Source organism: Arthrobacter sp. GQ119, assembly GCF_059759125.1.
In genome coordinates this window covers 1-26,483 of record NZ_JCAXEA010000037.1, presented here as the reverse complement: position 1 = coordinate 26,483, position 26,483 = coordinate 1, and the positions used below count along the sequence as shown (strand labels likewise).

General features: G+C 67.2%; 21 protein-coding genes. 14 read left to right on the top strand and 7 right to left on the bottom strand.

What is annotated here, in order from left to right:
• Positions 1-131: 131 nt before the first annotated feature.
• From AC6CH3_RS22605 to AC6CH3_RS22595, 3 genes are all read right to left on the bottom strand, one after another.
• Positions 132-1,484, bottom strand: coding sequence for a M1 family metallopeptidase (locus AC6CH3_RS22605; RefSeq protein ID WP_498134559.1), 1,353 nt, complete (start codon positions 1,482-1,484; stop codon positions 132-134).
• Positions 1,485-1,540: 56 nt separating this feature from the next.
• A complete protein-coding gene (locus AC6CH3_RS22600; RefSeq protein ID WP_498134561.1) occupies positions 1,541-5,434 on the bottom strand; it encodes a Pls/PosA family non-ribosomal peptide synthetase in 3,894 nt (1,297 codons plus the stop codon).
• 162 nt (positions 5,435-5,596) lie between these two features.
• Entirely contained in the window at positions 5,597-6,562 is a 966-nt protein-coding gene (locus AC6CH3_RS22595; protein WP_498134558.1) for a quinone oxidoreductase family protein, read from the bottom strand.
• 187 nt (positions 6,563-6,749) lie between these two features.
• On the opposite strand from AC6CH3_RS22595, the gene AC6CH3_RS22590 reads away from it, so the two are divergent.
• Positions 6,750-7,898: an alanine racemase gene (locus tag AC6CH3_RS22590; protein WP_498134557.1), complete on the top strand. Its 1,149-nt coding sequence runs from the start codon at positions 6,750-6,752 to the stop codon at positions 7,896-7,898.
• Between the two features lie 21 nt (positions 7,899-7,919).
• Here the strand turns inward: AC6CH3_RS22590 and AC6CH3_RS22585 are convergent, their stop codons facing one another.
• On the bottom strand, positions 7,920-9,026 hold the full coding sequence (locus AC6CH3_RS22585) for a fatty acid desaturase family protein (RefSeq protein ID WP_498134556.1): 1,107 nt from the start codon (positions 9,024-9,026) through the stop codon (positions 7,920-7,922).
• 248 nt (positions 9,027-9,274) lie between these two features.
• Between AC6CH3_RS22585 and argC the strand changes: the two genes are divergently transcribed.
• From argC to AC6CH3_RS22540, 9 genes are all read left to right on the top strand, one after another.
• Positions 9,275-10,306, top strand: coding sequence for an N-acetyl-gamma-glutamyl-phosphate reductase (argC, locus tag AC6CH3_RS22580; protein WP_498134555.1), 1,032 nt, complete (start codon positions 9,275-9,277; stop codon positions 10,304-10,306).
• Positions 10,303-11,469 (top strand): bifunctional glutamate N-acetyltransferase/amino-acid acetyltransferase ArgJ, encoded by a 1,167-nt coding sequence (gene argJ, locus AC6CH3_RS22575; protein ID WP_498134554.1) that lies wholly within the window; start codon positions 10,303-10,305, stop codon positions 11,467-11,469. The genes argC and argJ overlap by 4 nt, the downstream gene beginning before the upstream one ends.
• Positions 11,470-11,499: 30 nt before the next feature.
• Positions 11,500-12,456: an acetylglutamate kinase gene (gene argB / locus AC6CH3_RS22570; RefSeq protein WP_400577734.1), complete on the top strand. Its 957-nt coding sequence runs from the start codon at positions 11,500-11,502 to the stop codon at positions 12,454-12,456.
• Positions 12,453-13,715, top strand: a complete 1,263-nt coding sequence (locus tag AC6CH3_RS22565) for an acetylornithine transaminase (RefSeq protein WP_498134553.1) — start codon at positions 12,453-12,455, stop codon at positions 13,713-13,715. Before argB ends, AC6CH3_RS22565 begins: the two co-directional genes overlap by 4 nt.
• The gene (argF, locus tag AC6CH3_RS22560; RefSeq protein ID WP_498134552.1) at positions 13,712-14,719 is read left to right on the top strand and encodes an ornithine carbamoyltransferase; all 1,008 of its coding nucleotides are present in this window, start codon (positions 13,712-13,714) and stop codon (positions 14,717-14,719) included. Before AC6CH3_RS22565 ends, argF begins: the two co-directional genes overlap by 4 nt.
• Positions 14,720-15,250: an arginine repressor gene (locus AC6CH3_RS22555; RefSeq protein ID WP_400577731.1), complete on the top strand. Its 531-nt coding sequence runs from the start codon at positions 14,720-14,722 to the stop codon at positions 15,248-15,250.
• A 98-nt stretch (positions 15,251-15,348) separates the two neighbouring features.
• Complete coding sequence (locus AC6CH3_RS22550; protein WP_498134551.1) at positions 15,349-16,554, top strand: argininosuccinate synthase; 1,206 nt, start codon at positions 15,349-15,351, stop codon at positions 16,552-16,554.
• A gap of 5 nt (positions 16,555-16,559) precedes the next feature.
• Positions 16,560-18,023 carry an argininosuccinate lyase gene (argH, locus tag AC6CH3_RS22545; RefSeq protein WP_498134550.1) on the top strand — a complete coding sequence of 488 codons (1,464 nt, stop codon included), beginning with the start codon at positions 16,560-16,562 and terminating at the stop codon, positions 18,021-18,023.
• A gap of 97 nt (positions 18,024-18,120) precedes the next feature.
• The gene (locus AC6CH3_RS22540) at positions 18,121-18,888 is read left to right on the top strand and encodes a maleylpyruvate isomerase family mycothiol-dependent enzyme (protein WP_498134549.1); all 768 of its coding nucleotides are present in this window, start codon (positions 18,121-18,123) and stop codon (positions 18,886-18,888) included.
• A gap of 6 nt (positions 18,889-18,894) precedes the next feature.
• Here the strand turns inward: AC6CH3_RS22540 and AC6CH3_RS22535 are convergent, their stop codons facing one another.
• Together AC6CH3_RS22535 and AC6CH3_RS22530 are read right to left on the bottom strand one after the other, a co-directional pair.
• Positions 18,895-19,416 (bottom strand): methylated-DNA--[protein]-cysteine S-methyltransferase, encoded by a 522-nt coding sequence (locus AC6CH3_RS22535; RefSeq protein ID WP_498134560.1) that lies wholly within the window; start codon positions 19,414-19,416, stop codon positions 18,895-18,897.
• A gap of 38 nt (positions 19,417-19,454) precedes the next feature.
• Positions 19,455-21,035 (bottom strand): DNA-3-methyladenine glycosylase 2 family protein, encoded by a 1,581-nt coding sequence (locus AC6CH3_RS22530; RefSeq protein ID WP_498134548.1) that lies wholly within the window; start codon positions 21,033-21,035, stop codon positions 19,455-19,457.
• Between the two features lie 198 nt (positions 21,036-21,233).
• Here AC6CH3_RS22530 and AC6CH3_RS22525 point away from each other — a divergent pair, with 198 nt between their 5' ends.
• The 4 genes from AC6CH3_RS22525 to tyrS all read left to right on the top strand — a co-directional run bounded on the left by AC6CH3_RS22525 (position 21,234) and on the right by tyrS (position 26,164).
• The gene (locus AC6CH3_RS22525) at positions 21,234-21,872 is read left to right on the top strand and encodes a DNA-3-methyladenine glycosylase (RefSeq protein ID WP_498134547.1); all 639 of its coding nucleotides are present in this window, start codon (positions 21,234-21,236) and stop codon (positions 21,870-21,872) included.
• Between the two features lie 9 nt (positions 21,873-21,881).
• Complete coding sequence (locus AC6CH3_RS22520) at positions 21,882-22,439, top strand: adenine phosphoribosyltransferase (protein WP_498134546.1); 558 nt, start codon at positions 21,882-21,884, stop codon at positions 22,437-22,439.
• Between the two features lie 111 nt (positions 22,440-22,550).
• Positions 22,551-24,779, top strand: coding sequence for a HelD family protein (locus AC6CH3_RS22515; RefSeq protein ID WP_498134545.1), 2,229 nt, complete (start codon positions 22,551-22,553; stop codon positions 24,777-24,779).
• A gap of 71 nt (positions 24,780-24,850) precedes the next feature.
• The gene (gene tyrS / locus AC6CH3_RS22510) at positions 24,851-26,164 is read left to right on the top strand and encodes a tyrosine--tRNA ligase (RefSeq protein ID WP_498134544.1); all 1,314 of its coding nucleotides are present in this window, start codon (positions 24,851-24,853) and stop codon (positions 26,162-26,164) included.
• A gap of 124 nt (positions 26,165-26,288) precedes the next feature.
• On the opposite strand, the gene AC6CH3_RS22505 is transcribed toward tyrS, so the two are convergent.
• Positions 26,289-26,483, bottom strand: a 195-nt coding sequence (locus tag AC6CH3_RS22505) for a hypothetical protein (protein WP_498134543.1), incomplete at its 5' end; no start/stop codon positions are given.

Here is a 26,483-nt window from a genome sequence, read left to right as displayed (position 1 = left end):
GCCAGCCGTCCTGCGTTAGCCAGCCATCCTGTGCAAGGCAGGAGATGGGTCGCCTGAGCATCGGCCAGGGAACAACGCGAAAGACCACGCCCTCCGGCGTGGTCTTTCGCGTCTCCCCGGAACGTCAGGCCTTATGCGCCGGGCAGCGGCGGAAGCGATTCCTCGTACAGCCAGGGATGCAGCACGGACTCGGAGTCCAGCCCTGTGACCCGGTCGGCTGTCAGGATGAACTCAGCCGTGGTGACCGAACCGTGGCGCATGCCCCTGGTCCATTCGTGCAGCACGGCGAAGAACGCCAGGTCACCGCATCGCCGGCGGAGGGCATGCAGGGCCAGCGCACCGCGCTTGTACACCCGGTCGTCGAACATGAGTTCGGGGCCAGGATCTCCCACGAGGATGTCCTGGATGCCGGCCTCAAGTTTTCGCCATGCCGCTGCGGCCCGCTCCTGGACGGGCATGATGCCGGCCTCCTCGGACCAGATCCATTCGGCATAGCAGGCAAAGCCCTCGTGGAGCCAGATATCACTCCACGAGCTGAGCGTCAGCGAATTCCCGAACCACTGGTGGGCCAGTTCGTGCGCAATGAGCCGCTGTGACTCCCACCCGGGGTCCAGGTGGTTGCGGCCGAGGATGGACAGGGACTGGGCTTCGAGGGGAATTTCGAGATCGTCGTCGGCGACCACCACGGTGTACTCCGGGAAGGGGTATGGCCCAAAGCAGCCAACGAAGGTGCGCATCATGTCCGGCTGGCGTGCCAGTCCGGTGCGGGCGGAACCGGCCAGCGGGGCCGGCACGGCGACGAACTGTGCCACGCCTGCAGCCGCCGGCAGGGCCAGCAGCTCATACCTGCCGATCTGCACCGTTGCCAGGTACGTGGCCATGGGCTCCGTCTGTTCATAGACCCAGGTCTGCCGGCTGGACCTCGTGAAGTGGCCCACCAGCAAGCCGTTGCACACAGCCCGGTAGCCCGCATCCGTGGTGACGGAAATACGGTAGCTTGCCTTGTTCCGGGGGTGGTCATTGCACGGAAACCATGACGGAGCCCCGTTGGGCTGGCCGGCGACCAGCACCCCGTCCGTCAGTTCCTCCCACCCCACTTCGCCCCACAGGCCATTGCGTGGTTCCGGGTTGCCGGCGTAGCGGATGTCCAGTGTGAATTCTTCGCCGGGATTTAGGGCATCGCAGTGAACCACGAGCTGCTCGGCACGCTGCGAAAACTTCCGGACCCGGGATCCGTTCAAAGCGATTTTCAGGGCGCGGAGACCCGTCATGTCCAGCACCACAGCCGAGATGCGGCGGTCAGCCACGGCCAGCACCACCGCGCGGCCCGTCAGGCGGTTGCTGGCAAGCCTGTAATCAAGCTCCAGCTCGTAGCGCAGGACGCGGTAGGCATCGGTGCCGTGCCCCGAGACGTAAGGATCGGTGGTGCCGGACCCTGCCGCGGGCAGTACGGCGGCCGGGCCGGGGGATTCTGGAGAACTCATCAGGCGGATGCCTCAATCAAGCTAGTCGGACGGTCGTGCGGTATTCCTGCGGGCAACTACTTCAGGCGCCGCGCGGGAACCCCCGGCCCCGTCCAGGGAGTCACGGGGTTGCCCATCCAGTACGTTGCGGCCGGGACGGTCTCCCCGCGCATCACCAGTGATGCCGGGCCCACAGTTCCGCCGTCGCCGATCCGTGCCTGTGGCAAGATGACACCGTGCGGTCCCATGGTGGCGCCGTCTTCGAGCGTAACAGCGTCGATGCTCATGATGCGGTCGTGGAAGAGGTGCGTCTGCACGACGCAGCCGCGATTAACCGTCGAGCTGTGGCCCAGGGTCACGAGATCTGCCTCGGGAAGCCAGTAACTCTCACACCACGTTCCGCGGCCAATCTTTGCGCCGAGGGCACGCAACCACCAGACGAGGGCCGGGGTGCCGGTGGCTGCCCGTGCGAACCACGGGGCGCTGACCATCTCGATGAAAGTGTCCACCACCTCGTTGCGCCAAATGAACGAGCTCCACAGCGGATGTTCCCCCGGCTTGATCCGTCCGACCAGGATCCATTTGGCCGCCACGGCGCTTCCTGCCGCAATGCCCCCGACGACCATGAGCACCAGTCCTCCGAGCGCTGCCGTGGCCGCATAGCCCAGCTGGGCTGCCAGCCAATCGAAGATGGCCATCACGCCTACCGCCAAGGCCACCGTCAACATGACCGGGACGAAGCGGCACAGCTCCCACAGCATCCTTGCCGCCTTCAACCTGGCAGGCGGCCGGTAGGTCCGCGTGTTGTCCGACGCAATGGCCGTGCGCCTAAGCCTGACGGGAGGGCTGCCGAGCCACGACGTTCCCGACTTTGCCTTGCTCGGCGTCGCCGAAAGCACCGCCACGAGTGAGTTCTTGGGTACGTTGCGCCCCGCGGCGGTCATCCCCGAGTTGCCCAGAAACGAGCGCTTGCCGATCTTGGCGGGGGCGATGTGTATCCAGCCGCCAGCCAGTTCGTAGGATGCCACCATGGTGTCGTCCGCAAGGAAGGCCCCTTCGCCCACGGTCGTCATCTTGGGGAGCAGCAGGACCGTGGACGCCTCAACGTTCTTGCCCACCTTGGCGCCCAGCAGCCTCAGCCAGACCGGCGTGAACAGGCTCGCGTAGATGGGGAAGAGCAGGTCCCGGGCCATGTCCAGGACCCGCTCCGTGGCCCACACCTGCCAGCCGATGCGGCTGCGCACCCGGTAGTGGCCCTCCGCGAGGCCTGTCCCCAGCAGCCTCGTGACCGCCAGGACCAGCAGCAGATTGGCCATGAACCACGTCAGGGCCGCCAGTGGCAGCGACGCCAGGAGCTGGGGCCAGGCGCCGGCCAGGGACTCGTTTCCCCTGATGAAGAGAAACACGACCAGCGCTGCCGCAAGCGCCGAGAGATACGGAATCATGGCCAGGACCGCCGAGGCGCCGGCAAAGGCGGCAAACCACAGCCTGCCCATGAGGGTGCCAGACGGCGTGGAATCCGGCCAGTCCTGCTTGGCCTTGCCCCGGCGTTCAGCGGGAGATCCCGCCACCAGCTGGCCGGCTTTGACTTTGCCGAGCACAGCGGAGCCTGGCTCAACCTGCCCGCCGGCACCGATGCTCGCCCCGGGCATGAGCGTGCTCCGGGCACCGACCGATGCACCTGCGCCGACGTGAATCTGGCCGATGTGTACCCGGTCGCCGTCAATCCACCAGCCGGATAGGTCCACCTCGGGCTCGACATTGCTGCCGTTGCCGAGCGACAGGAAACCCGTCACGGGCGGCAGTGAATGCAGGTGGACGTTGCTCCCGATCTTGGCCCCGAGCGCCCGGGCGTAGTAAGGAACCCACGGTGCGCTGGCAAGGCTGATGGCGCTGGAGAGGTCCTGGATCTGCTCGGCCAGCCAGAGCCGCAGATGCACGCGTCCGGACCTCGGGTACGTGCCGGGGACAACGTCGCGCAGCAGCAGGCGGGCCGCAGCGACCGAGATGGCCATCCGACCCGGCGGGCTGACGAAAACCAGCCAGGACGCCGCGATCCACCACCAGGAGAGCACGGGAGCCGCCGTAAAACCTGCAAATGCAGCCAGCAGGTTGTTCGCTGCCATGAGGTACGTCAGCCAGCGCATTCCCACGAGAATGTGCAGCGGGGCTCCCATCAGGGTCTGGAACACCTGCGACTTGCGGGCGGTGGGCCGCACCGGCCGCACCGGTGCCGGACCGGCAGCAATGCCGTCCGGCAGTGACTGGCGGGCGGTGTCGATGAGGGCGCCAACACGGGGAGTGGCGTAGATGTCCGCCACCGTGATCGTGGGATAGCGGACGCGGAGGGCCGACACGAGCTGGGCTGCGGCCAGTGAGCCGCCGGCGTGGGCGAAGAAGTCCGCGTCGAGGTTTGCCACGCTGCTTCCCAGAACTGCCGCCCACTGCTCCACGATCCACTGGGCGTCGTCGGGCAGGTTGAGCGGGGCGGCGTCCGCGTCTGCGGCGCCGGCTCCGGGCAGCGGCCAGGGCAGCGCATGCCTGTCCACTTTGCCGCTGGTTTTCGTGGGCAGGCTGCTGACAACGGTCAGCAGCGGAATCAGCGCAGCGGGGAGCGTGGCGAGCAGCAGCTCCCGGGCGGCCGCCAGATCCGGGTCGGAACCGCCGGCGGGGGCGAGGTAACCGACCAGGACCTGGTTGCCCGCCGCCGTCGTGCGTACCGCGGCAGCCGCGCCCGCCACACCTGGCAGCGACTGGAGTGCGGCGTCGATTTCACCGAGTTCGATCCTGCGGCCACCCAGCTTGACCTGTTCATCGGCGCGTCCGATGAAGATCAGCCCCTCGCGTTCGTAGCGGACCAGGTCGCCGGAGCGGTAGGCCCGGTCCCACCCCAGCGCCGGCATGGGGGCGTACTTTTCTGCGTCCTTGAGCGGGTCGAGGTAGCGGGCCAGGCCCACGCCTCCGATGATCAGTTCACCGATTCCGCCCTCGGCGACGGGAACGTCGTCGGAACCGACCACGGCGAGGTCCCAGCCATCGAGGGGCAGCCCGATCCGGACCGGGCCGGTGCCTCCCAGGGGAGCCGCGCAGGCGACCACTGTCGCTTCGGTTGGCCCGTAGGTGTTCCAGACCTCGCGGCCCTCCACCGCGAGCCGTTCAGCCAGTTCCGGCGGGCACGCCTCCCCGCCGAAGATCAGCAGCCGGACGTTTTCAAGGGCCTCGGCGGGCCAGAGCGCCGCGAGAGTGGGCACCGTGGACACCACCGTGATGCCGTGGCTGATCAGCCACGGCCCCAGATCCATCCCGGTCCGGACCAGTGCACGCGGAGCCGGCACCAGGCATGCTCCGTGGCGCCACGCCAGCCACATTTCCTCGCACGAGGCGTCGAAGGCCACGGAAAGGCCTGCAAGGACGCGGTCCTGGGGGCCGATGGGATCTTGGCGCAGGAAGATCCTCGCCTCGGCGTCGACGAAGGCGGCCGCTGACCGGTGGTTGACCGCCACACCCTTGGGTGTGCCCGTGGAACCTGAGGTGAAGATCACCCAAGCGTCGTCGTCGGGGGTCGCCGGCCGGGGCGCCGGAAAGGGGCGCGGGCGCTCCTTGTCGGTGACAATGTCGCCTTTGGCGCGCAGGATGCCGGCGACGCCCGCCTCACTGAACACGAGCTTGGCGCGTTCGTCCGGGTCGTCGGCGTCGACCGGAACGTAGGCCGCCCCGATCATCATGACGGCGAGGATTGATATGTAGAGCTCGTTGGTTCCGGAGGGGATCCTGACGCCGATCCTGTCACCGGCGCCCAGGCCTGCCGCATGTAGACGGCGGCCCTCGGCGCGGACCGCCGCCATTAGCTGCGCGTAACTTAGGGACTGCCGGCCGTCATCCAGCGCCGACGCGTCCGGGTACCGGGCCGCAGTCTCCTGCAGTATGTCCACCAGTGTCCGCTCCGGAGGGGCTGACCGCGAACCCGGCAGCTGGGCAGCGTGGACTACGGCGGCCGCGGTCCCGCGCGCTCCAAGGCTTGCGGTTCGGTTGGTCTCCGGGAGTTGCTCATTCACTGGGGGATTCTCTCCCGCCAAGATGAACAAAAGGTAGCGCGCTTTACCGGATGTTCACATGGCGGGATTGCCCTGGACTCAGGGAACGAGCAGTACCTTGCCTGTGGTGCGCCGCCCTTCGAGGTCCTCGTGGGCGCGCCGGGCTTCGGCCAGGGGATAGGTGCCGCCGACGCGGACCTTGAGGTGCCCGTTCGCCGCGGCGGCGAAAATCTCACCCGATCGCCAGTGGCGCTCCTGTGCGTTGAGCAGGAAATGCCCCAGTGAAGGACGGGTCAGAGTCAACGATCCGCCGGAGTTCAGGCGCTGGGGGTCCACCGGCGGAACAGCACCCGAGGCGGCACCGAAAAGGACCAGCGTTCCCCGGGTGCGCAGGCAGGAGAGCGAACCGTCAAAGGTGTTCCTGCCCACGCCGTCGTACACCACGTCCACACCTTTCCCTCCGGTCAATTCGCGGATGTGGCGGGGGAAGCCCTCGTACCGCAGCACATGGTCGGCACCGGCCTCGCGGGCGAGTTCCTCCTTGGCATCGGAGGAAACTGTGGTGATGACCCGTGCGCCCCGTTCCTTAAGCAACTGGGTCAGCAGCAGGCCTACCCCGCCGGCGCCCGCGTGCGTCAGCACCGTGTGGCCCGGCTCCACCCTGAAGGAGGAATTGATGAGGTAATGGGCCGTCATGCCCTGGAGCGGCAGCGCTGCAGCTGTGAGGTCGTCGACGCCGTCCGGCACAGGAAGGGCCTTGGCCGCATCCAGTACCGTGTAGCCGGCGTAGCATTTCGACCCCTCTGCCGTGGCCACCCGGCTGCCGACCGCGAAGTCCTCGACGCCCTCGCCGACTTCCTCAACGGTGCCGGCCGCTTCAGACCCCGGAGTGAAGGGGAAGGGAACCTGGTACATGCCGCCGCGCTGGTACGTGTCAATGAAGTTCACGCCGGTTGCCGCTACCTTGATGAGCAGCTGGCCGGGGCCGGGAACGGGGCGGTCAATCTCCGTGAAGTCCAGGACCTCCGGTCCGCCCGGCTGCTGGGCGACGATGGCGTGCGTCATGGAATCTCTCCTTTCCCGGGCCGGGACTTCCGGCTGCCGGATGCTCAGTCCATCCTAAGGAGGGCGGCGCGTGAGACGAAGCCGGACGGCAGCCGCATGTGTTCCCGCGGCCTGGCATCCCCGGTGACCCGAGCCCGTCGGTACAGCCCATAACATGAGGAAGGGCCGCCGTCACGAAGGGGAATACATGAGTACCGTCAACGCCCGGGGACACGAGAACCAACACGTCCCCGTCACGGCTGTGATCCCTCCCGGCACCATCACCCCGGAAGTGATGATCGACGTCGACGTCCTGGACCGGAACATCGCCCGGATGGCGTCCGCCACGACGGCCCGCGGACTGCGGCTCCGCCCGCACGCCAAGACCCACAAGGTTCTGGAAATAGCGGAGCGGCAACTCGCGGCCGGGGCGGTCGGGCTGACCGTCGCGACCATCGGTGAAGCGGAAGTCTTCGCCAAGGCCGGGGTCCGCGACATCTTCATCGCCTACCCGCTGTGGGTGACAGCACCCCACGCGAAAAGGCTGCGCACCCTCGCGGAGTCCAGCAGCATCACGGTGGGAGTGGACTCAGCGGAAAGCGCATCGTTCATGGGGCAAAACCTCGGAGCCGACGCCGGCAGGATTGCGGTCCTGGTGGAGCTCGACAGTGGACACCACCGCAGCGGAGTCCACCCGGACGACGCCCCCGCGGTTGCCCGCGCGGCCGCCGATGCCGGGCTGGACGTCGCCGGCGTCTTCACGTTTCCCGGCCACAGCTACGCCCCGGGGATGCCGCCGGCAGCGGTCCGGCAGGAGGGTGAGGCGCTGCGCCGAGGGGCCGACGGTCTCGCGGACGCGGGCTTCCCCGTACGAACCATCAGCGGCGGGTCCACGCCCACTGCCCTGCTCGAAGGCGAGACGGCAGCAACAGAATTGCGCCCCGGCGTCTACGTGTTCGGTGACGCCCAGCAGCTCGAGCTCGGGCGCTGCGGCACCGGGGACATCGCGCTGACGGTGGCCAGCACGGTGGTCAGCCACCACCGGACGGGGCCGGGCGAACCCGGACGCTTCATCATCGATGCCGGCAGCAAGGTCCTGGGCAGCGACCGTCCGGCCTGGGCCAGTGGCTACGGCAGGCTGCTTGACCATCCGGATGCCAGAATCACGGCGCTGTCAGAACACCACGCCACGGTGGAATGGCCTCCGGGGCTCCCGCTGCCTGGCCGCGGAGATGTGCTCAGGGTGATCCCCAACCATGTGTGCCTCACCATGAACCTGGTGGAGGAGGTGGCCGTCGTCCACCAGGGGGCACCGGCAGGCCGATGGACGGTTGCGGCGCGGGGAAGGAACAGCTGACCAGGGTGTGATGCCTGTTCGTCAGTAGCGCCGGGTGACCGTCGCCATGGGGCATTCAAAGTGGCGCCCGGCGGAGAGGCCGACGTCGTTGAGGTAGCGGACGATGATGCCGTAGGAGGCCGTGAGCGTTGTCTCGGTGAAGGGAATGCCGTGGGTGTCGCAGTACTGGCGCACGATCGCCGTCGCCTTATGAAGCTGGGGACGCGCCATGTCGGGGAACAGGTGGTGCTCCACCTGGCGGTTAAGTCCGCCGAGCAGGATATCCATGAAGCGGCCACCTGAAATGTTGCGGGAGGTAAGGACCTGCCGGCTCAGGAAGTCCACGCGGCTGTCTGCCGGAAGGACCGGCATGCCTTTGTGGTTGGGCGCGAAGGAGGCTCCCATGTAGAAGCCGAAGACGGCGAGCTGCACGCCGATGAAGGCGAAGGCCATGCCAAGCGGCAGGAACGAGAAGGCAAGGACCGGAAGGATGCTGAGCCGCGCCAGCAGGATCGGCAGTTCCACCCAGCGGTGGTTGACCTTGGCGCGCTGGAAGATGAAGCGGATTGAATCGATCTGCAGGCCCAAGCCCACGAGGAACAGCAGCGGAAAGAAAAACCAGCCCTGTTTACGCGTGAGGAAGGACAACCGTCCCTGCCGTTTCGCCGCGGCTTCGGTGTGGAAAACGATGGCGCCGGGAGCGATGTCCGGGTCCTTGGAGATGACGTTCGGGTGGTTGTGGTGGGCGCCGTGTTTCTGCGCCCACCAGGAATAGCTGATGCCCGCCACTGAGGTGGCAATCAGCCGCGCCGACCAGTCGTTGGCCCGCCGGGAGGCGAAAATCTGGCGGTGGCCCGCTTCGTGGGCCAGGAAGCTCAGCTGGGTGCAGATAATGCCGAGCGCTGCGGCGATCAGCAGCTGGAACCAGCTTTGCCCGATCAGCGCGAAGCCGAACCAGGTGGCTGTCATCAGGACGACCAGGCTGGAGAAAACGGTGATGTAGAAGCCTTGGCGCCTTTCCAGGAGACCTGCCGCACGCACGGACTTGAGCAGCTCGGAATAGCTCTGAGTTACGGCGTTGGCTTGGCGAACTCTGCTGGGCTTGGTGATCTGCGGGCGTGGACGCTCGGACGTGATGGTGGGCGTCATGAAGGGTATGCCTCGTAACTGTTTACGGGCAACGCTGTAGCCGACATTCGGCCGCGCGGACTGGATCACCCTCCGCCAAGCATACGCTCCCGCACCTCGTGTACAGTCTCCCGCGCACCGTCCTGCGCGGGAGTTCGGCGCCGAGTTCTGCGCCGTCGCGAGGCCGGGTGGGGCGGTTCTGCAGGAGCGCAGGAGATCGATGCATAAATATCGGGATCTATGCATACTCTTGCTGTATAGTCGTTGGCATGACTATTTCTGTTGCCGTCTCCGGCGCGAGCGGTTATGCCGGCGGCGAAGTGCTCCGCCTTCTGTCCGGTCACCCTGACGTCACCATCGGTGCCATCACGGCGCACAGCAACGCCGGTTCCAGACTAGGCGAACTGCAGCCGCATCTCCATGGCCTGTCCAGCCGCATTCTTGAGGACACCACGGTGGAGAACCTGTCCGGGCACGACGTCGTCTTCCTCGCCCTGCCGCACGGGGCGTCCGCGGAGATCGCCGCCCAGCTGCCTGAAGGCACGGTGGTGATTGACGCCGGAGCAGATCACCGCCTGGAAGACGCCGCTGCGTGGGAGAAGTTCTACGGCTCCGCACACGCCGGAACCTGGCCCTACGGCCTGCCCGAGCTGCCGGGCCAGCGGGAGAAGCTGAAGGGCGCCACGCGGATCGCCGTCCCCGGCTGCTACCCGACGTCGGCCCTGCTGGCACTCACGCCCGGTTTCGCCGCCGGGCTGCTCCAGGGGGACGACGTCGTCATCGTCGCCGCCTCCGGCACCTCGGGTGCCGGCAAGGCCGCCAAGGTCAACCTGATCGGTGCCGAGGTCATGGGATCCATGAGCCCCTATGGAGTCGGCGGCGGCCACCGCCACACTCCGGAAATCGAGCAGGGACTGTCCAACGCCGGGGGAGAGGCCGTGACCGTGTCCTTCACTCCCACGCTGGCGCCCATGAGCCGCGGCATCCTGACCACCGCCACCGCCAGGGTCAAGCCCGGCGTCGGGGCCGATGAGCTCCGCAGCGCATGGACCGAGGCGTACGACGACGAGCCGTTCGTTCACCTGCTTCCGGAAGGCCAGTGGCCCTCCACAAAATCCGTGCAGGGGTCCAACCACGCGGCCATGCAGCTCGCCTTCGACGCGCACGCCGGACGTGTCATCGTCACCTGTGCCATCGACAACCTGACCAAGGGGACCGCGGGCGGCGCCGTGCAGTCCATGAACATTGCCCTCGGCCTGGCGGAAACCGCCGGCCTCAACCTGCAGGGAGTTGCCCCGTGACCGTTACCGTGCCCCAGGGATTCCGCGCCGCCGGCGTGAAGGCAGGCCTCAAGGCCTCCGGAAACCCGGACCTTGCCCTTGTGGTCAACGACGGCCCCTCCAAGGCGGCGGCAGCCGTTTTCACGTCGAACCGTGTGGCTGCCGCGCCCGTTCACTGGTCGCGCCAAGTTGTGTCTGACGGCCGCGTGGACGCCGTCATCCTGAACTCGGGCGGAGCCAACGCCTGCACCGGGCCGCAGGGCTTCCAGAACACGCACACCACGGCCGAGAAAACGGCCGAGGTCCTCGGTATTTCCGCCACCGACGTTTTTGTCTGCTCCACCGGCCTGATCGGCGAGCAGCTGCCCATGGACAAGATCGTCCCAGGGATCGACGCCGCTGCCGCGGCCCTCACTGAGGACGGCGGTTCGGAGGCCGCAGCGGCCATTATGACGACGGACACGGTGCCCAAGCAGGCAGTCTTCAGCGGAGCGGACGCGGAAGGCAACGGGTTCACCATCGGCGGCATCGCCAAGGGCGCCGGCATGCTCGCGCCCGGGCTGGCCACCATGCTGGTCGTCCTCACCACGGATGCCGACGTCCCGGCCGAAATGCTCGACCTCGTCCTCCGCGACGTCACCCGCGTCACCTTTGACCGGGCGGACTCCGACGGCTGCATGTCCACCAACGACACCGTGGTGCTGCTGGCGTCGGGGGCCTCCGGTGCCGTGCCGTCCCCCGCGACCTTCGGCGAGGGGCTCACCCAGGTGTGCGCCGAACTTGCCCGCAAGCTGATCGGTGACGCTGAGGGCGCCAGCCACGACATTGCCATCCGGACGTTCAACGCCGCCAGCGAACGCGATGCCGAAACCGTCAGCCGGGCCGTGGCCCGGTCCAATCTCTTCAAGGCGGCCATCTTCGGCAAGGACCCGAACTGGGGCCGTGTCCTGTCCGCCGTCGGAACCACGGACGCCGTCTTTGATCCAGACGCCCTGAACGTCTCCATGAACGGCATCCAGATCTGCCAGAACGGCAGCATCGGCCAGGACCGCAAGCTGGTGGACCTCGATCCGCGCGAAGTGCACGTGGAGATCGACCTGCAGGCCGGCAGCGCCGAAGCCACCATCTGGACCAATGACCTCACCCACGACTACGTGCACGAGAACAGCGCGTACTCAAGCTAGATCCACCAGCCCTCCTGGAGAAACGGCAGCATGAACACCAAGACCCGCGAGACCACGTCCATGCGTGACGCCCAAGGCAAGGCCGGCACGCTGATCGAAGCACTGCCCTGGATCCAGCGCTTCGCCGGAACCACCATGGTGATCAAATACGGCGGCAACGCCATGGTCAACGATGAACTGCGCCGCGCCTTCGCCGAAGACGTCGTCTTCCTGCACCACGTGGGCATCCACCCTGTCGTGGTGCACGGCGGCGGCCCGCAGATCAACGCCATGCTCAGCCGGCTGGGCATCGAGTCCGAGTTCAAGGGAGGGCTGCGCGTGACCACCCCCGAAGCGATGGATGTGGTGCGCATGGTCCTCACCGGCCAGGTGGGCCGCGAACTCGTGGGCCTCATCAACTCCCACGGGCCATACGCGGTGGGCATGTCCGGTGAAGACGGCGGCCTGCTGCGCGCGGTCCGCACGGGAACCGTGGTGGACGGCGAAGAGGTGGACCTTGGCTTGGTGGGCGAAGTGGTGGGGGTCAACCCCGAAGGCATCGTGGACATCCTGGCCGCGGGCCGCATCCCGGTGATCTCAACGGTTGCCCCGGAAATTACCCGGGACGGCACGGCAGACGGAGGACAGCGCGGCCAGACCACCGGGCAGGTCCTGAACGTCAACGCGGACACCGCGGCAGCCGCGCTGGCCGAAGCCCTTGGCGCCTCCAAACTGGTCATCCTGACCGATGTCGAGGGCCTCTTCGCGAACTGGCCGGACCGCTCGTCGCTGATTTCGTCCCTGACGGCGTCCGAACTCCGCGACCTGCTGCCCTCGCTGGAATCCGGCATGATCCCCAAGATGGAGGCCTGCCTGAAGGCCGTCGAGGGCGGCGTGGAACGGGCGCACATCGTGGACGGGCGCCTCGCGCACTCCATGCTGCTGGAGACATTTACGACGGCGGGGATCGGCACGCAGGTGGTCCCGGACGAGGAGACGAACGCATGAACCCCACAGAAGCTGAACTCGCGGAAACGCCCGCTGACGCCATAGCCGGACATTCCAGCGGGGCCGACTGGCTGGCCCGCTACTCGTCCTCGCTGATGGGAGTGTTCGGCACCCCGCAGCGCGTCCTCGTCCGCGGGGCAGGCTGCCTCGTCTGGGATGCTGACGGCAAAGAGTACCTGGACCTGCTCGGCGGCATCGCTGTCAACGCCCTGGGGCACGCCCATCCGTTCGTGACCTCGGTGATCGCCAGCCAGCTGGCCACGCTGGGGCATGTCTCCAACTTTTTCACCAGCCCCACGCAGATCGCCCTGGCCGAGAAGCTCCTCGCGCTGAGCAAGGCGCCGGCCGGCTCGAAGGTGTTCTTCACCAATTCCGGAACCGAGGCTAACGAGGCCGCGTTCAAGCTGGCACGCCGGAATTCCGCCGGCTCCGGCGGCAGGCCCAGGACCCGGATCATCGCGCTCGAGGGCGCCTTCCACGGCCGGACCATGGGCGCGCTGGCCCTGACGGCGAAGGAAGCCTACAGGGCACCCTTCGAGCCGATGCCCGGCGGTGTGGAGCACATCCCATTCGACGATATCGAAGCGCTCCGCGACGCCGTGGACGACACCGTGGCCGCGGTCTTCCTGGAACCCATCCAGGGCGAGGCCGGAGTCCGGCCCCTGCCGGCCGGGTACCTGAAAGCCGCACGCGAGTTCACGTCACAGGCAGGTGCCCTGCTGATCCTGGACGAGGTCCAGACAGGCATCGGCCGCACCGGAAAGTGGCTCGCGAGCGAGGATGCCGGAATTGTTCCCGACGCCGTCACCCTGGCCAAGGGACTCGGCGGCGGCTTCCCCATCGGAGCGCTCCTCACCTTCGGCGAGGAAACGTCGTCGCTCCTGTCCGCCGGCCAGCACGGCACCACGTTTGGCGGAAACCCCGTGGCCACGGCTGCGGCCTTGGCCACCCTGCACGCCATTGAAAGCCAGCAGGTGCTGGGCAACGTCCGGGCGGTGGGGGAGCACATCCGGACCGCCCTGGCCGCCGTCGACGGTGTCACGGAGGTCCGCGGGGAGGGGCTGCTGATCGGCTTCGACCTGGATGCGGACGTGGCACCCGCGGCAGTGACCGCCGGCCTCGACGCCGGGTTCATCATCAACAGCCCGGGCCCGCGCACCATCAGGCTCGCCCCTCCCCTGATCCTTACGGAGGAGCAGGCGGACCGTTTCCTGGCCGCCCTTCCCGTCATCCTGCAAACCGCAAAGGACGCACAGTGACTTCAGAAGCTACTCCCAAAGCCATCACCCGCCACTTCCTCAAGGACACCGACCTCAGCCCGGCCGAGCAGGCTGAGGTCCTCGAGCTGGCCGTCCGCATGAAGGCGGAGCCCTACAGCGTCCAGCCATTCGCAGGGGAAGGCAGCGGCCGTAAGACGGTTGCCGTCATCTTCGACAAGACGTCCACCCGTACCCGGGTCTCGTTCGCCGCCGGCGTGGCGGACATGGGCGGCAACGCCCTGATCATCAACCCGGGTGAGGCACAGATCGGCCACAAGGAATCCGTGGAGGACACGGCCAAGGTACTGGAGCGCATGGTCTCCACCATCGTGTGGCGCACGGGCGCCCACTCGGGCCTCGTCGCCATGGCGGAGAACTCCAAGGTCCCGGTCATCAATGCGCTGTGCGATGACTACCACCCCTGCCAGCTGCTGGCTGACCTGCTGGCCGTCAAGGAACACAAGGGCGAACTCAAGGGGCTCACCATGGCCTACCTGGGAGACGCGGCCAACAACATGGCCAACTCCTACCTGCTGGCCGGCGTCACCGCGGGGATGCACGTGCGCATCGCCGGTCCTGACGGCTACCTGCCGGCGGCGGACATTGTCGCGGCAGCGGAAGAGCGGGCAGCAGAGACGGGCGGCTCTGTGCTCGTCACCACGGACGCCGCGGAAGCGCTTAAGGGCGCCGACGTCGTCGCCACCGACACGTGGGTTTCGATGGGGCAGGAGGCCGAAAAGGAGGCCAGGCTCCAGCTGTTCCGCGAGTACTCCGTCGACGAGGGCGCCATGGCACTGGCGGCGGAAGACGCCGTCGTACTTCATTGCCTCCCCGCGTACCGCGGCTACGAGATCTCGGCTGCCGTCATCGACGGCCCGCAGTCGATTGTCTGGGATGAAGCGGAAAACCGCCTGCACGCCCAGAAAGCGCTGATGGCCTGGCTCATGCACCGGTCCGGACTGGCCGTTGTTGACGGACTGCCGCCGGTGGCAGGGCAGGCCTAGTTGTCTGTCCAGCCACCCGCGCCGGGCGCGAGCCCGGCCACCAAGACGGCCCGGCAGGCGCGGATCACCGCGATCCTGACGGGCGAGTCGGTGCGGTCCCAGGCAGAGCTTGCAGCCCTGCTCGCGGACGACGGCGTGCAGGTCACCCAGGCCACACTGTCCCGTGACCTCGTGGAGCTCGGGGCTGTCCGGGTCCGCGGGAAGGAAGGCGTGCTGGTCTACGCTGTCCCCGGCGAGGGCGGCGAACGGGCAGCGAAGAGCGGGGTCAGCCAGGAAATCCTCGACGCGCGGCTCGCCCGGCTGTGCGGCGAACTCCTGGTCACTGCCGAGGCGTCCGCCAACATCGCCGTGCTCCGCACACCCCCCGGGGCGGCGAACTTCCTGGCCCTCGCGATAGACCATTCGGTCATGCCGTCCGTCCTCGGCACCATCGCGGGAGACGACACCGTGCTGCTGGTGGCCCGCGATCCGCAGGGCGGGCCGGAACTCGCCGCACGGTTCTTGCAGCTCGCGGAGGAAGCCGGCCAGTAAGCCGGGACAGTACCTTTCAAAAATTTGGCTTGGCACAGCGGTGTGACAGGCTTTTCACCAGACAAACAGTTCAACCAACCAACTAAGGAGCATTTGACGTGACTGAACGTATTGTTCTGGCCTACTCCGGTGGCCTCGATACTTCCGTAGCCATCGGCTGGATCGGTGAAGCCACCGGCGCCGAGGTCATCGCCGTGGCGGTCGACGTCGGACAGGGCGGCGAATCCCTGGAGACCATCCGCCAGCGCGCCCTGGGCTGCGGCGCCGTGGAGGCCTACGTGGCCGACGCAAGCGACGAATTCGCCAACGAATACGCCATGCCCACCCTGAAGGCCAACGCGCTCTACCAGGGCCACTACCCCCTGGTGTCCGCCATTTCCCGCCCGGTGATCGTCAAGCACCTCGTCAAGGCCGCCCGCGAATTCGGCGCCACCACCGTGGCCCACGGCTGCACCGGCAAGGGCAACGACCAGGTCCGCTTCGAAGTGGGCATCCAGACCCTCGGCCCGGACCTGAAGTGCATCGCTCCGGTCCGCGACCTCGCCCTGACCCGCGACAAGGCCATCGCCTTCGCCGAGGAAAAGGGACTGCCGATCGAGACCACCAAGAAGAACCCGTACTCGATCGACCAGAACGTCTGGGGACGGGCCGTCGAGACCGGTTACCTCGAGGACATCTGGAACGCCCCCACCAAGGACATCTATGACTACACCGCCACTCCGGAGTTCCCGCCGGCACCTGATGAAGTCACCATCTCCTTCGAAGCCGGCATTCCGGTAGCCATCGACGGCGCCAGGGTCACCCCGCTGCAGGCCATCAAGGAACTCAACCGCCGCGCCGGCGCCCAGGGCGTGGGCCGCATCGACGTCGTCGAGGACCGCCTCGTGGGCATCAAGTCCCGCGAAATCTACGAAGCTCCGGGCGCGATGGCGCTGATCACCGCGCACAAGCACCTTGAGGACATCACCATCGAGCGCGAGCAGGCCCGCTTCAAGGCCACCGTTGGCCAGCGCTGGGCCGAACTGGTCTACGACGGCCAGTGGTTCTCCCCGCTTAAGCGCTCCCTGGACGCTTTCATCGAAGACACCCAGAAGTATGTCTCCGGCGACATCCGCATGGTGCTGCACGGCGGCCAGGCGATCGTCAACGGACGCCGCTCCGAGACCTCGCTGTACGACTTCGACCTCGCCACCTACGACACCGGCGACACTTTCGACCAGTCGATGGCGCGCGGCTTCATCGAGCTGTGGGGCATGTCCGCCAAGGTTGCCTCCGGCCGCGACATCCGCGTCGCGGGGAAGTGACCGGGATGGGCCCACGGACGCAGGGGACCCCTGCCGAGCGCAGCGAGGTTGGGGCGCGTTCGGGGACAAACGAGGGAGCACTGTGGGGCGGCCGGTTCGCCGGCGGCCCCGCGGACGCCCTGGCGGCGCTGAGCAAGTCCACGCACTTTGACTGGCGGCTGGCCCGCTACGACATCGCCGGCTCCACCGCCCACGCCCGCGTGCTGCACAAGGCCGGGCTGCTGGACGACGCCGAGCTCGAGGGCATGCTGTCGGCCCTCAAGCAGCTGGACGAGGACGTTGCCTCCGGTGCCTACCTGCCGGCGGAATCCGACGAGGACGTGCACGGATCGCTGGAACGCGGACTGATCGAACGCGCCGGCACGCAGCTGGGCGGCAAGCTCCGCGCCGGACGTTCGCGCAACGACCAGGTGGCCACGCTCGGCCGGATGTTCCTGCGCGACCACGCCCGGATCATCGCCCGCGGAGTGCTGGCCACCATCGACGCGCTCGTGGAGCAGGCCAAGGCCCACTCCGGCGTGGCCATGCCGGGCCGCACCCACCTGCAGCACGCCCAGCCCGTACTGCTGAGCCATCACCTGCTGGCCCACGCCTGGGCGCTGCTGCGCGATGTGCAGCGGCTGCAGGACTGGGACAAGCGCGCCGGCGTCTCGCCTTACGGTTCCGGCGCCCTCGCCGGGTCCTCGCTGGGCCTGGACCCGGAGGCCGTCGCGGCCGACCTCGGGTTCTTCTCGGCAGTCCACAACTCGATCGACGGCACCGCCTCCCGCGACGTCTTCGCCGAGTTCGCCTGGGTATGCTCCATGATCGGTGTGGACCTGTCCCGTGTGTCGGAGGAAGTCATCCTGTGGGCCACGAAGGAGTTCTCCTTCGTCACGCTGCACGACTCCTACTCCACCGGATCGTCCATCATGCCGCAGAAGAAGAACCCGGACGTGGCGGAACTTGCCCGCGGCAAGGCCGGACGACTGATCGGCAACCTGACCGGTCTGCTTGCCACCCTGAAGGGCCTGCCGCTGGCGTACAACCGCGACCTGCAGGAGGACAAGGAACCGGTGTTCGACGCCGCGGACACCCTGGAGCTCCTGCTCCCGGCGGTCTCGGGCATGATCGCCACCCTGAAGTTCAACACCGAGCGGATGGAATCGCTGGCGCCGCAGGGCTTCGCGCTGGCCACGGACATCGCCGAATGGCTCGTCCGCCAGGGCGTTCCGTTCCGTGAGGCGCACGAACTCTCGGGTGCCGCTGTGAAACAGGCCGAAAGCCGCGACGTCGAGCTCTGGGACCTGACGGATGAGGAGTACGCTGCCATTTCCGCGCACCTGACGCCCGAGGTCCGCACGGTCCTCAGCACCGAGGGTTCGCTCAACAGCCGCAACTCCCAGGGCGGCACCGCGCCGGCCGCCGTCGAACGCCAGCTGGCTGCGCTGGAAGCGGAGCTTGCCGGCGTACGCGAGTACGCAGGGTAGTTTGCTCGCCGAGAGGGCACTTCGCGGCAGTGTTCCTTGCGGACACTACCGTGAAGTGCCCTCTCGCTGCATTTAACGGCTCCGCTACTATGGCGGCATGAGCGCAATCACACCTGACACGGTGCTTACGGAACTGCACAAAGCGGCCGACGGCGTCGCCTCCCAGGCGGCACGCCTCACCGCCGGTGACGTCCCGGCGCCTTCTGAACTGCCAGGCTGGACGCGGGGACATGTCCTGGCGCACATCGCCGGCATCGCCAATGCAATGGCCCGGCAGCTGGAGTATGCCTCCCGCGGGGAGTCCGTGGAGCTGTACGACGGCGGCTACGAAGGCCGCACCAAAGCCATCGAGATGTCCGCCGGCCACAGCCTGGACGAGCACCGTGCTGACCTGGATGCCGCCCTGGACCGTGCCCTGCGTGCATTTGACGCCCTGGATGCGGCCGGCTGGCAGGTGCCCATCTCGTACCGCGGGGGAGTAGTGCTCGACGGCGGGCTCGCCCTGTGGCGCGAACTCGTCATCCATGGCTCTGATCTCGGCACGGGACGCGGGCCGGAAACCTGGAGCAGGCAATTCTGCGGGCACCTGTTCGACTTTCTGTCCGCCCGGGTGCCGGACGGGCAAAGGTTCCTGCTCCAGCCGCTGGGCCTGCCTCCGGTGACGATCGGCGCCGGCGGGCGCTCCACAGTCATCAGCGGAATGGTCACGGATATCGCCGCCTGGCTCGCGGGACGTGAACCGTCCCTGGGCAGCCTGCGTGCCTCCGCAGCGGCCGACGATGTTGACCTGCCGGAGCTGCTTCCGTGGCCGTCCGGCGTACCCCAGACCAACGTGCCCCAAACCAGCACGCCCCAGACCAAGTAGCCGCCGTCAGCCCGCCTTCAAGGCGTCTTTTTCGGCGTCTTTTTCGCGGGCCAGCAGGCTTTCCTTGATCCGCAGCCCCCACCGGAAACCACCCAGCGTACCGTCGGTGCGGACCACGCGGTGGCACGGCACGAACAGCGCCGCGGCATTGAAGGCGCAGGCGCTGGCCGCGGCGCGCACCGCCTTGGCGTTGCCGGACAGCTCCGCATACTCGGTGTAGGTTACGGGTGCTCCGGGTTGGACAGTTCTCAGGACATCCCAGGCATGGGCCCGGAAGGGACCCGACTTCTGGAGTACGGGCACGCTCATGGCCGGCACCGGGTTGCCGGCATAGAAAGCCTCCACGGCCGCGGAAATGGCACCGAGGCCGTCCACGGTCTCGAAGGCAACCGGCAGCAGCTCCGGATGGATCTGGCCGGTGAGTTCGTCGGCATCCGCAGTCCAGCCGGACGCCAGCACCACTCCGTCCCGGGCGATGATCGTAAAGGGGCCGTCCGGAGTGGGCATGGTGAGCAGCTGCGCCGTGATGGCCGTGCCCGTGTGTTCAACGTTCATGTTCTGTGCCTTCATGTCAGTGCCCTTGCGGCGGTGGTTGCGGTGACGGTGGCCTTCGGGGTGCTGGTGCCTGGCGTGCTGCTCTTCGGGGCTGCCGCCGCGGCCCTCCAGAGGTGCATGGTGGCATAGGACCGCCACGGGCTGACCTCGGAGAAGTCGGAGGACAGGGCAGCGGCAGGTGCGGCGCCCAGCCCGTCGGACGCCCTGCCGGCTGACACTCTGCCGTCGGACGCCCTGCCGGCTGATACCGCCCGGATCCCGTTGCGGACTGCGGCGTCGTTGGCCAGGTAGATGTCGGGGGCGCCGATGACCCGCATCGCCACATATCCCACGGTCCACGGGCCGACACCCGCCAGCGGCAGAAGCTTCGACCGCAGTCCAGGCAGGTCATCCCCGTAGCCCAGTTCCAGCTCATCGGAGGCCAGTGAGGCTGCGGCTGCCACCAGTGAGTCTATTCTGCGTTGTGGCCCGCGCAGCAGTTCCCTGGCGGTTGCTGCGATTTGCTCGGGGGTGGGAAACATCCTGTCCAGCCCGTCGCCCGGTACAGCGCTGGGACTGCCCGCGGCGGAGAGCTGCGTAAGCGCCGTCCGTGCCGCGGCCACTGTAATCTGCTGGCCGATCATGGCCCGGATGAGCAGTTCCTGCGGATCGAGGGCGCCTGGCATCCGGATGCCCGGCGTGGCGGCCACCGCGCGGGAGAGCCGGGGATCTCCGGCGAGGGCCTCGTCGATCGCCACCGGGTCGGCGTCAAGGTCGAAGAGGCGGCGCACCCTGCTCAGCAGGGCCGGAAGATCACGCAGGTCCACGGCAGCGATGGCGAGCACCAGCGGCTGCCCGGGAGCATCAGCGCCGTACTCCACGGTGAACCGGGCGTCGCCGTGCGGAAGCCGCAGGCATCGGCCGTACGACGTCGGCGTTCCGACCTCGATCCCGGGGATGGCGCGGACGGCAAGGAAGCTGAAGATCCCAGGGTCGAAGGGCTTCCGGTAGGGCAGGTTCAGGGTGAGCGCCGTGCTGGCCGCCGGCGGCGGATGATGGTGCGCTGTGGCGCGAAGCGCCGTTGGCGTCATAGCGAACACCTCGCCGAGTGTCTCGTTGAACTGGCGCACGCTGCTGAAGCCGGCAGCGAACGCGATGTCGGCGAGTTTCATGGACGTGGATACCAGCAGCGTGCGCGCAGTCTGAGCCCTGCCGGCCCGTGCCAGCGAGAGCGGACCGGCGCCGAGCTCATGGCTCAGGATCCTATTCAACTGCCGCGACGAATATCCCAGGCGTGCGGCCAGCCCTTCCACGCCGTCACGGTTGATCACGCCGTCGTTGATGAGCCGCATGGCACGCCCCGCAACGTCCGAGCGGATGTTCCAGGCCGGGGTTCCCGGCACTGCCTCAGGCAGGCAGCGCTTGCAGGCACGGTAGCCGGCTTCATGGGCGGCAGCCGACGTTTCATAGAACGTCACGTTCTCCGGCTTGGGCGTCCTCGCCGGGCACGAGGGCCGGCAGTAGATGCCCGTGGTCCGCACCGCCGTGTAGAACTGCCCGTCGAAACGGGTATCCCGCGCGTCGATGGCACGGTAGCGCTGCCAGAAGTCCATGACTCCATCCTGTCAGCCTGCAGGAGGCCGCGGCTAGCGGAAATCGGACATGGCCGTTCCGCCCGGCGTGCCGTGCCGGACCAGCCCAGCTTTGATCGCTCGGCTTTGGCCTCCGGCTGCCACTGCTGCGAAAAGAGCCGCAAAACCGGGCCAGTTCGGGATGCATCCTCGGGTGCACCCGTGGGTAAAGTCGGAAGCATGACCACCAGCGGACCCCTGCGGCAGTTCTTGTCCGGCGATGCCCGGGAAATCGCCCCGCTGCTCCTTGGGGCCGTCCTGACCTACACGAGCGCGCAGGGCGCCGTCGCCGTCCGCATCACCGAGCTGGAGGCCTACATGGGCCCTGTGGATTCCCTCCACCCTGACCCCGGTTCCCATACCTACCGCGGCCCCACCCGCAGGAACGCCCCCATGTTCGGTCCGGCCGGCCATCTCTACGTTTATTTCACGTATGGCATGCACCACTGCGCCAATATCGTCTGCGGGCCTGCCGGCCACGCCTCCGCCGTCCTGCTGCGCGCGGGCGAAATAGTTGAGGGCCGGGAACTGGCCCTCGCGCGGCGGCCCACATCGAAAGCCGCCAAGGACCTGGCCAGCGGTCCGGCCCGGCTCGCCACAGCGCTCGGGCTGACCACAGAAGACAGCGGAAGGGACGCCCTGAGCCCGCCGTTCGCTTTGGTCCTCCCGCCGGCACCCGCCGCGCACGTCAGCACGGGTCCGCGGGTGGGCGTTGCAGGGCACGGCGGCACGCACGACTATCCGTGGCGCTTCTGGCTGACGGGGGACCCCACGGTGTCCCGCTACAAGGCGGCGAAGGCGCGCCCCGCCCCCGCGTAGGCTGGACGGGTGAATTACAGCGAGCAGACACCGGCCCCGAAATCCGTTCCCGTCGACGAGCTGATCACCGGGCTTTGCGCCACGGTGCCGGACTATCCGAAGCCGGGGATCATGTTCAAGGACCTGACTCCGGTCTTCGCCAATGGCCCGGCGCTGCGGTCGGTCGTGAATGCCCTGGTGGAGCCGTTCAAGGGCCAGTTCGACGCCGTGGCGGGCGTGGAGGCGCGCGGATTCCTGCTCGCCGCCGCTGCCGCCTACGCCACGGGCACCGGGGTCATCACCGTGCGGAAGGCGGGCAAGCTGCCCCGCGAAGTGTACTCCGAGGACTACGCCCTGGAATACGGATCGTCCACTTTGGAGCTTCACACAACGGACCTGCCAGCCGGCAGCCGAGTGCTGATCCTGGACGATGTCCTTGCCACCGGCGGAACACTGAGTGCAGCAGTCCGGCTCTTCGAGCGCTGCGGCGTCCACGTCTCCGGAGTGGGCGTCGTCATGGAACTCGGCGAGCTGCGCGGCCGCGCCGCCCTTGCCGGGCACCGCGTGCGCTCACTGCTGCGTCTGTGACCGCGTAGCGGGGCGCCCTCAGATAACCTGCTGTATGCAGCTCAACAGGCGCCATGGATACCGAAATGGTTGTAGAATGGACGGTCTGTCTTTTGCGATAGGGGAACGTTAATGCTCGACGCCGATTTGGCCCACGAACGGGACTATGTAGCCGGTCTGTATGCACGGCTTGATGAATTGCGCGAGGAAAAACGCGCCCAGCTTGCGCAGGTGCGCCGCGCCGGCGCCGTGGGCACCATGCAGAACGTTTCCGAGCGCGACGCCTTCGCGGCCCTCTACGAGGACCGCCTGGCCCAGCTCGACGCCGTCGACGACCGCCTGGTGTTTGGCCGGCTGGACCTCGACTCCGGCGAGGCGCAGTACATCGGCCGCATCGGCCTGACCACCGAGGACCTGCAGCGGCTCATGGTGGACTGGCGTGCGCCCGAAGCAGGGCACTTCTATCAGGCCACGGCCTTCGACCGCCAGGGCGTGCGCCGGCGCAGGCACCTGATCCTCCAGGGGCGCGAGGTCAAGGCCATCGAAGACGACGTCCTGGACGCGGACATGCTGGCGGACAATGATTCACTGCAGGGCGAAGGCGCCCTGCTCGCCGCCCTGAACTCCAAGCGGACCGGCCGGATGTCGGACATTGTCGGCACCATCCAGTCCGAACAGGACCGCATCATCCGCTCCTCCATCTCCGGTGCCCTCGTGGTCCAGGGTGGACCCGGAACAGGTAAGACGGCGGTCGCGCTGCACCGTGCGGCCTACCTGCTCTATACGCACCGGGACAGGCTCAAGACAGCCGGCGTCCTCCTCGTAGGGCCGTCGTCGTCCTTCATGAAGTACATCGAACGGGTGCTGCCGTCGCTTGGCGAGACCGGCGTCGTTATGGCCAGCGTCGGCCGGCTCATGCCGGGCATCAACGCCGTCCCCGAGCCGGAGGCGGATGTTGCCGCCATCAAGGGGCGGCTGGACATGGCGGACGTCATTGCCAACGCCGTGGCCAACCGGCAGCGCATCCCGGCCGAAAACCGCATCCTCGAAGTGGACGGGCGAAAGCTGGTCCTCACCCCGCGGCAGGTCCGCCGCGCCCGCGAGCGGGCACGCTCCACGGGCAAGCCTCACAACGAAGCACGTGTCACGTTCGTCAAGATCCTTTTGCGGGAACTGACGGAGCAGATCACGGAACTCGTGGAAGCGGGCAACCTTGGCAATAATGCAGACCGGTCCTATCTTGCCGAGGATGTCCGCTCCGCCAGGGATGTCCGCATTGCGCTGAACCTCTGCTGGATGCCCATGACACCCGAAAAGCTGGTCGGTGAACTGCTGAGCAAGCCCGCCCTGCTGGAAGCCTGCACGCCAAAGCTCACCCCGCGGGAACGTGAGCTCCTGCTCCGCGCCCCTGACGCGCCTTGGACCGAGGCAGACGTGCCCCTCCTCGACGAGGCAGCCGAACTCCTCGGCGAGCTCGACCCCGCTGCGGGCCGCGGACTTGCCCAGCAGGAGCACGACCGTGCCCGCGACCTGGCCAACGCCCGGCAGACGCTCGTCAACATGGAGACGGCCGGCATCGATGCCCTGATGTCCGCCGAGGAACTCGTTGAGCAAAACCAGGAGCGTGAGGCGCGGCTGACCGCGGCCGAGCGGGCCACGAGTGACCGCACCTGGGCATTCGGCCACATTGTGGTGGACGAGGCGCAGGAACTCTCGCCCATGCAGTGGCGCCTCCTCGTCCGGCGCTGCCCGCTGAAGTCCTTCACCATCGTGGGCGACATCGCCCAGACCAGCTCCGTCGCCGGAGCCAAGTCATGGCAGGGTGCCCTCGCACCCTTGTTCGGCGACCGTTGGCAGCTCGAAGAGCTCACCGTGAACTACCGGACCCCGTCGCAGATCGCCGAGTCGGCTGCGCGGATGGCCAACGCCGCCGGGCTCGTCGTGTCCGCACCGAAGGCGGTCCGGGAGGGCCGGTGGTCGCCGATCATCGACCGCGTGGAACCGGGCAACCTGGTCAGCCGGCTCGTTGAGGTGCTGCCTGAGGAACTTGACGCGATCGACGGCGGCCTGCTCGCGGTGATTGCCGACGGTGACCTTCTGCAGGAGGCGACCTCAGCGTTGCGCGCCATCTACGGCCACCGCCTCGGCACAGGTGCCGGGAGCTACGAACAGGATGTTGTGGTGATCAGCCCGAGGGAGGCCAAGGGGCTCGAATTCGACGGCGTCGTTGTCCTTGAACCGTCCATGATGCTGAATCACGAACACGGCCGGGTCGGGGACCTCTATGTGGCCATGACCCGGCCCACACAGCGGCTGCGGCTCATCGCGGCTGCGGGGATTCCCGCCGGCATCGAACGCTAAGCCCGCAGGGATCGGCCCGGGGCACCTGGCAACCAGCGCCCCGGGCCGCTGATCCTGCTAACTTAGAAGGCGTGCCACAACTAAACGACCTCGAATCCCAGCAGAACGATCCCAGCTTCGCCAACATCTGGCAGGAGCTCAAATGGCGCGGCCTCGTCCACGTTTCCACTGATGAGGTGGAACTGGAGAAGCTGCTCGCCGGGGATCCGGTCACGTATTACTGCGGGTTCGACCCCACGGCCCCCAGCCTGCATCTGGGAAACCTGGTCCAGCTCCTCCTCATGAGGCGCCTGCAGCTGGCCGGCCACAAACCACTGGGCCTCGTGGGCGGCTCCACCGGTCTCATCGGTGATCCGCGTCCGACGGCGGAACGCACCCTGAACACGAAGGACACAGTTTCCGAGTGGGTGGGCTACCTGCAGGCTCAGGTCCGCAGGTTCCTCAGCTTTGAGGGCCCCAATGCCGCGCACATGGTCAACAACCTGGACTGGACGGCGCCCCTGAGCGCCATCGACTTCCTGCGCGAGATCGGGAAGCACTACCGGGTGGGCACCATGCTGCGCAAGGACGCTGTTGCCTCACGCCTGAGTTCCGAGGAGGGCATCAGCTACACGGAGTTCAGCTACCAGATCCTGCAGGGCATGGACTACCTCCACCTGTACCGCGACTACGGCTGCATGCTGCAGACCGGCGGGTCGGACCAATGGGGCAACCTCACCAGCGGCACGGAGCTCATCCGCAAGGTGGAGGGAAAAACCGTACACGCACTCGGCACCCCGCTCATCACCAACGCCGACGGCACCAAGTTCGGCAAGAGCGAAGGCAACGCCATCTGGCTGGACTCCGCCATGGTCAGCCCGTACACCTTCTACCAGTTCTGGCTGAACACCGCCGATGCCGATGTTGTCAACCGGCTGAAGGTGTTCACTTTCCTGACCCGGGCCGAGATCGAGGCGCTGGCCGTGTCCATAGCCGAACGTCCGTTCGCGCGTGAAGGCCAGCGGAAGCTTGCCTACGAAGTCACATCCCTGGTCCATGGCATTGAGGCCACCGAGAAGGTGATCGCAGCATCGGCCGCGGTGTTCGGCAACGGTGATCTCTCCTTGCTGGACGAGCAGACCCTGGCCGCCGCAACGGCCGAGCTGCCGTCCGCCTCAGTGGACGGAGCAGGCCTTGGCATCATCGAGCTGCTCGTCGCCTCCGGATTGTCGGAGAGCAAATCCGCTGCACGAAGGGTTGTCGGCGAGGGCGGTGCCTACGTGAACAACGCCAAAGTGTCGGATCCGGATGCTGTGATTCCTGCATCCGAACTGCTGCACGGAAAGTACCTGCTGTTGCGCAGGGGCAAAAAGCACCTGGCCACCGTGCAGGTATCGGGCATCTAGCACCAGGAAGCGTTCGTTGCACGCTCCTCCGAGGCCGATTTGCACGGCCGCGGGGGAGCGTGTAATGTCTTCTGAGTCGCTGCCGCTGAGTGGTGACAAACCCCCTTCACTGAGAAGCAATTCCTCATGTGCGAAGCACAAAATGAAGAAGAGCTTCCAATAGTGCTGGGCGGATTCGGTTTACGAAGTGAATTTCGGGAAAACAACCCGGATTTGCAAAGTGAATATGAATGAAATAAGCTGGAAACATCGCAGCGAAGAAATGCGAAACAAAGTAAATTACAAATTCGATTGTAAATTGTTTCGAGAAATATTCGAA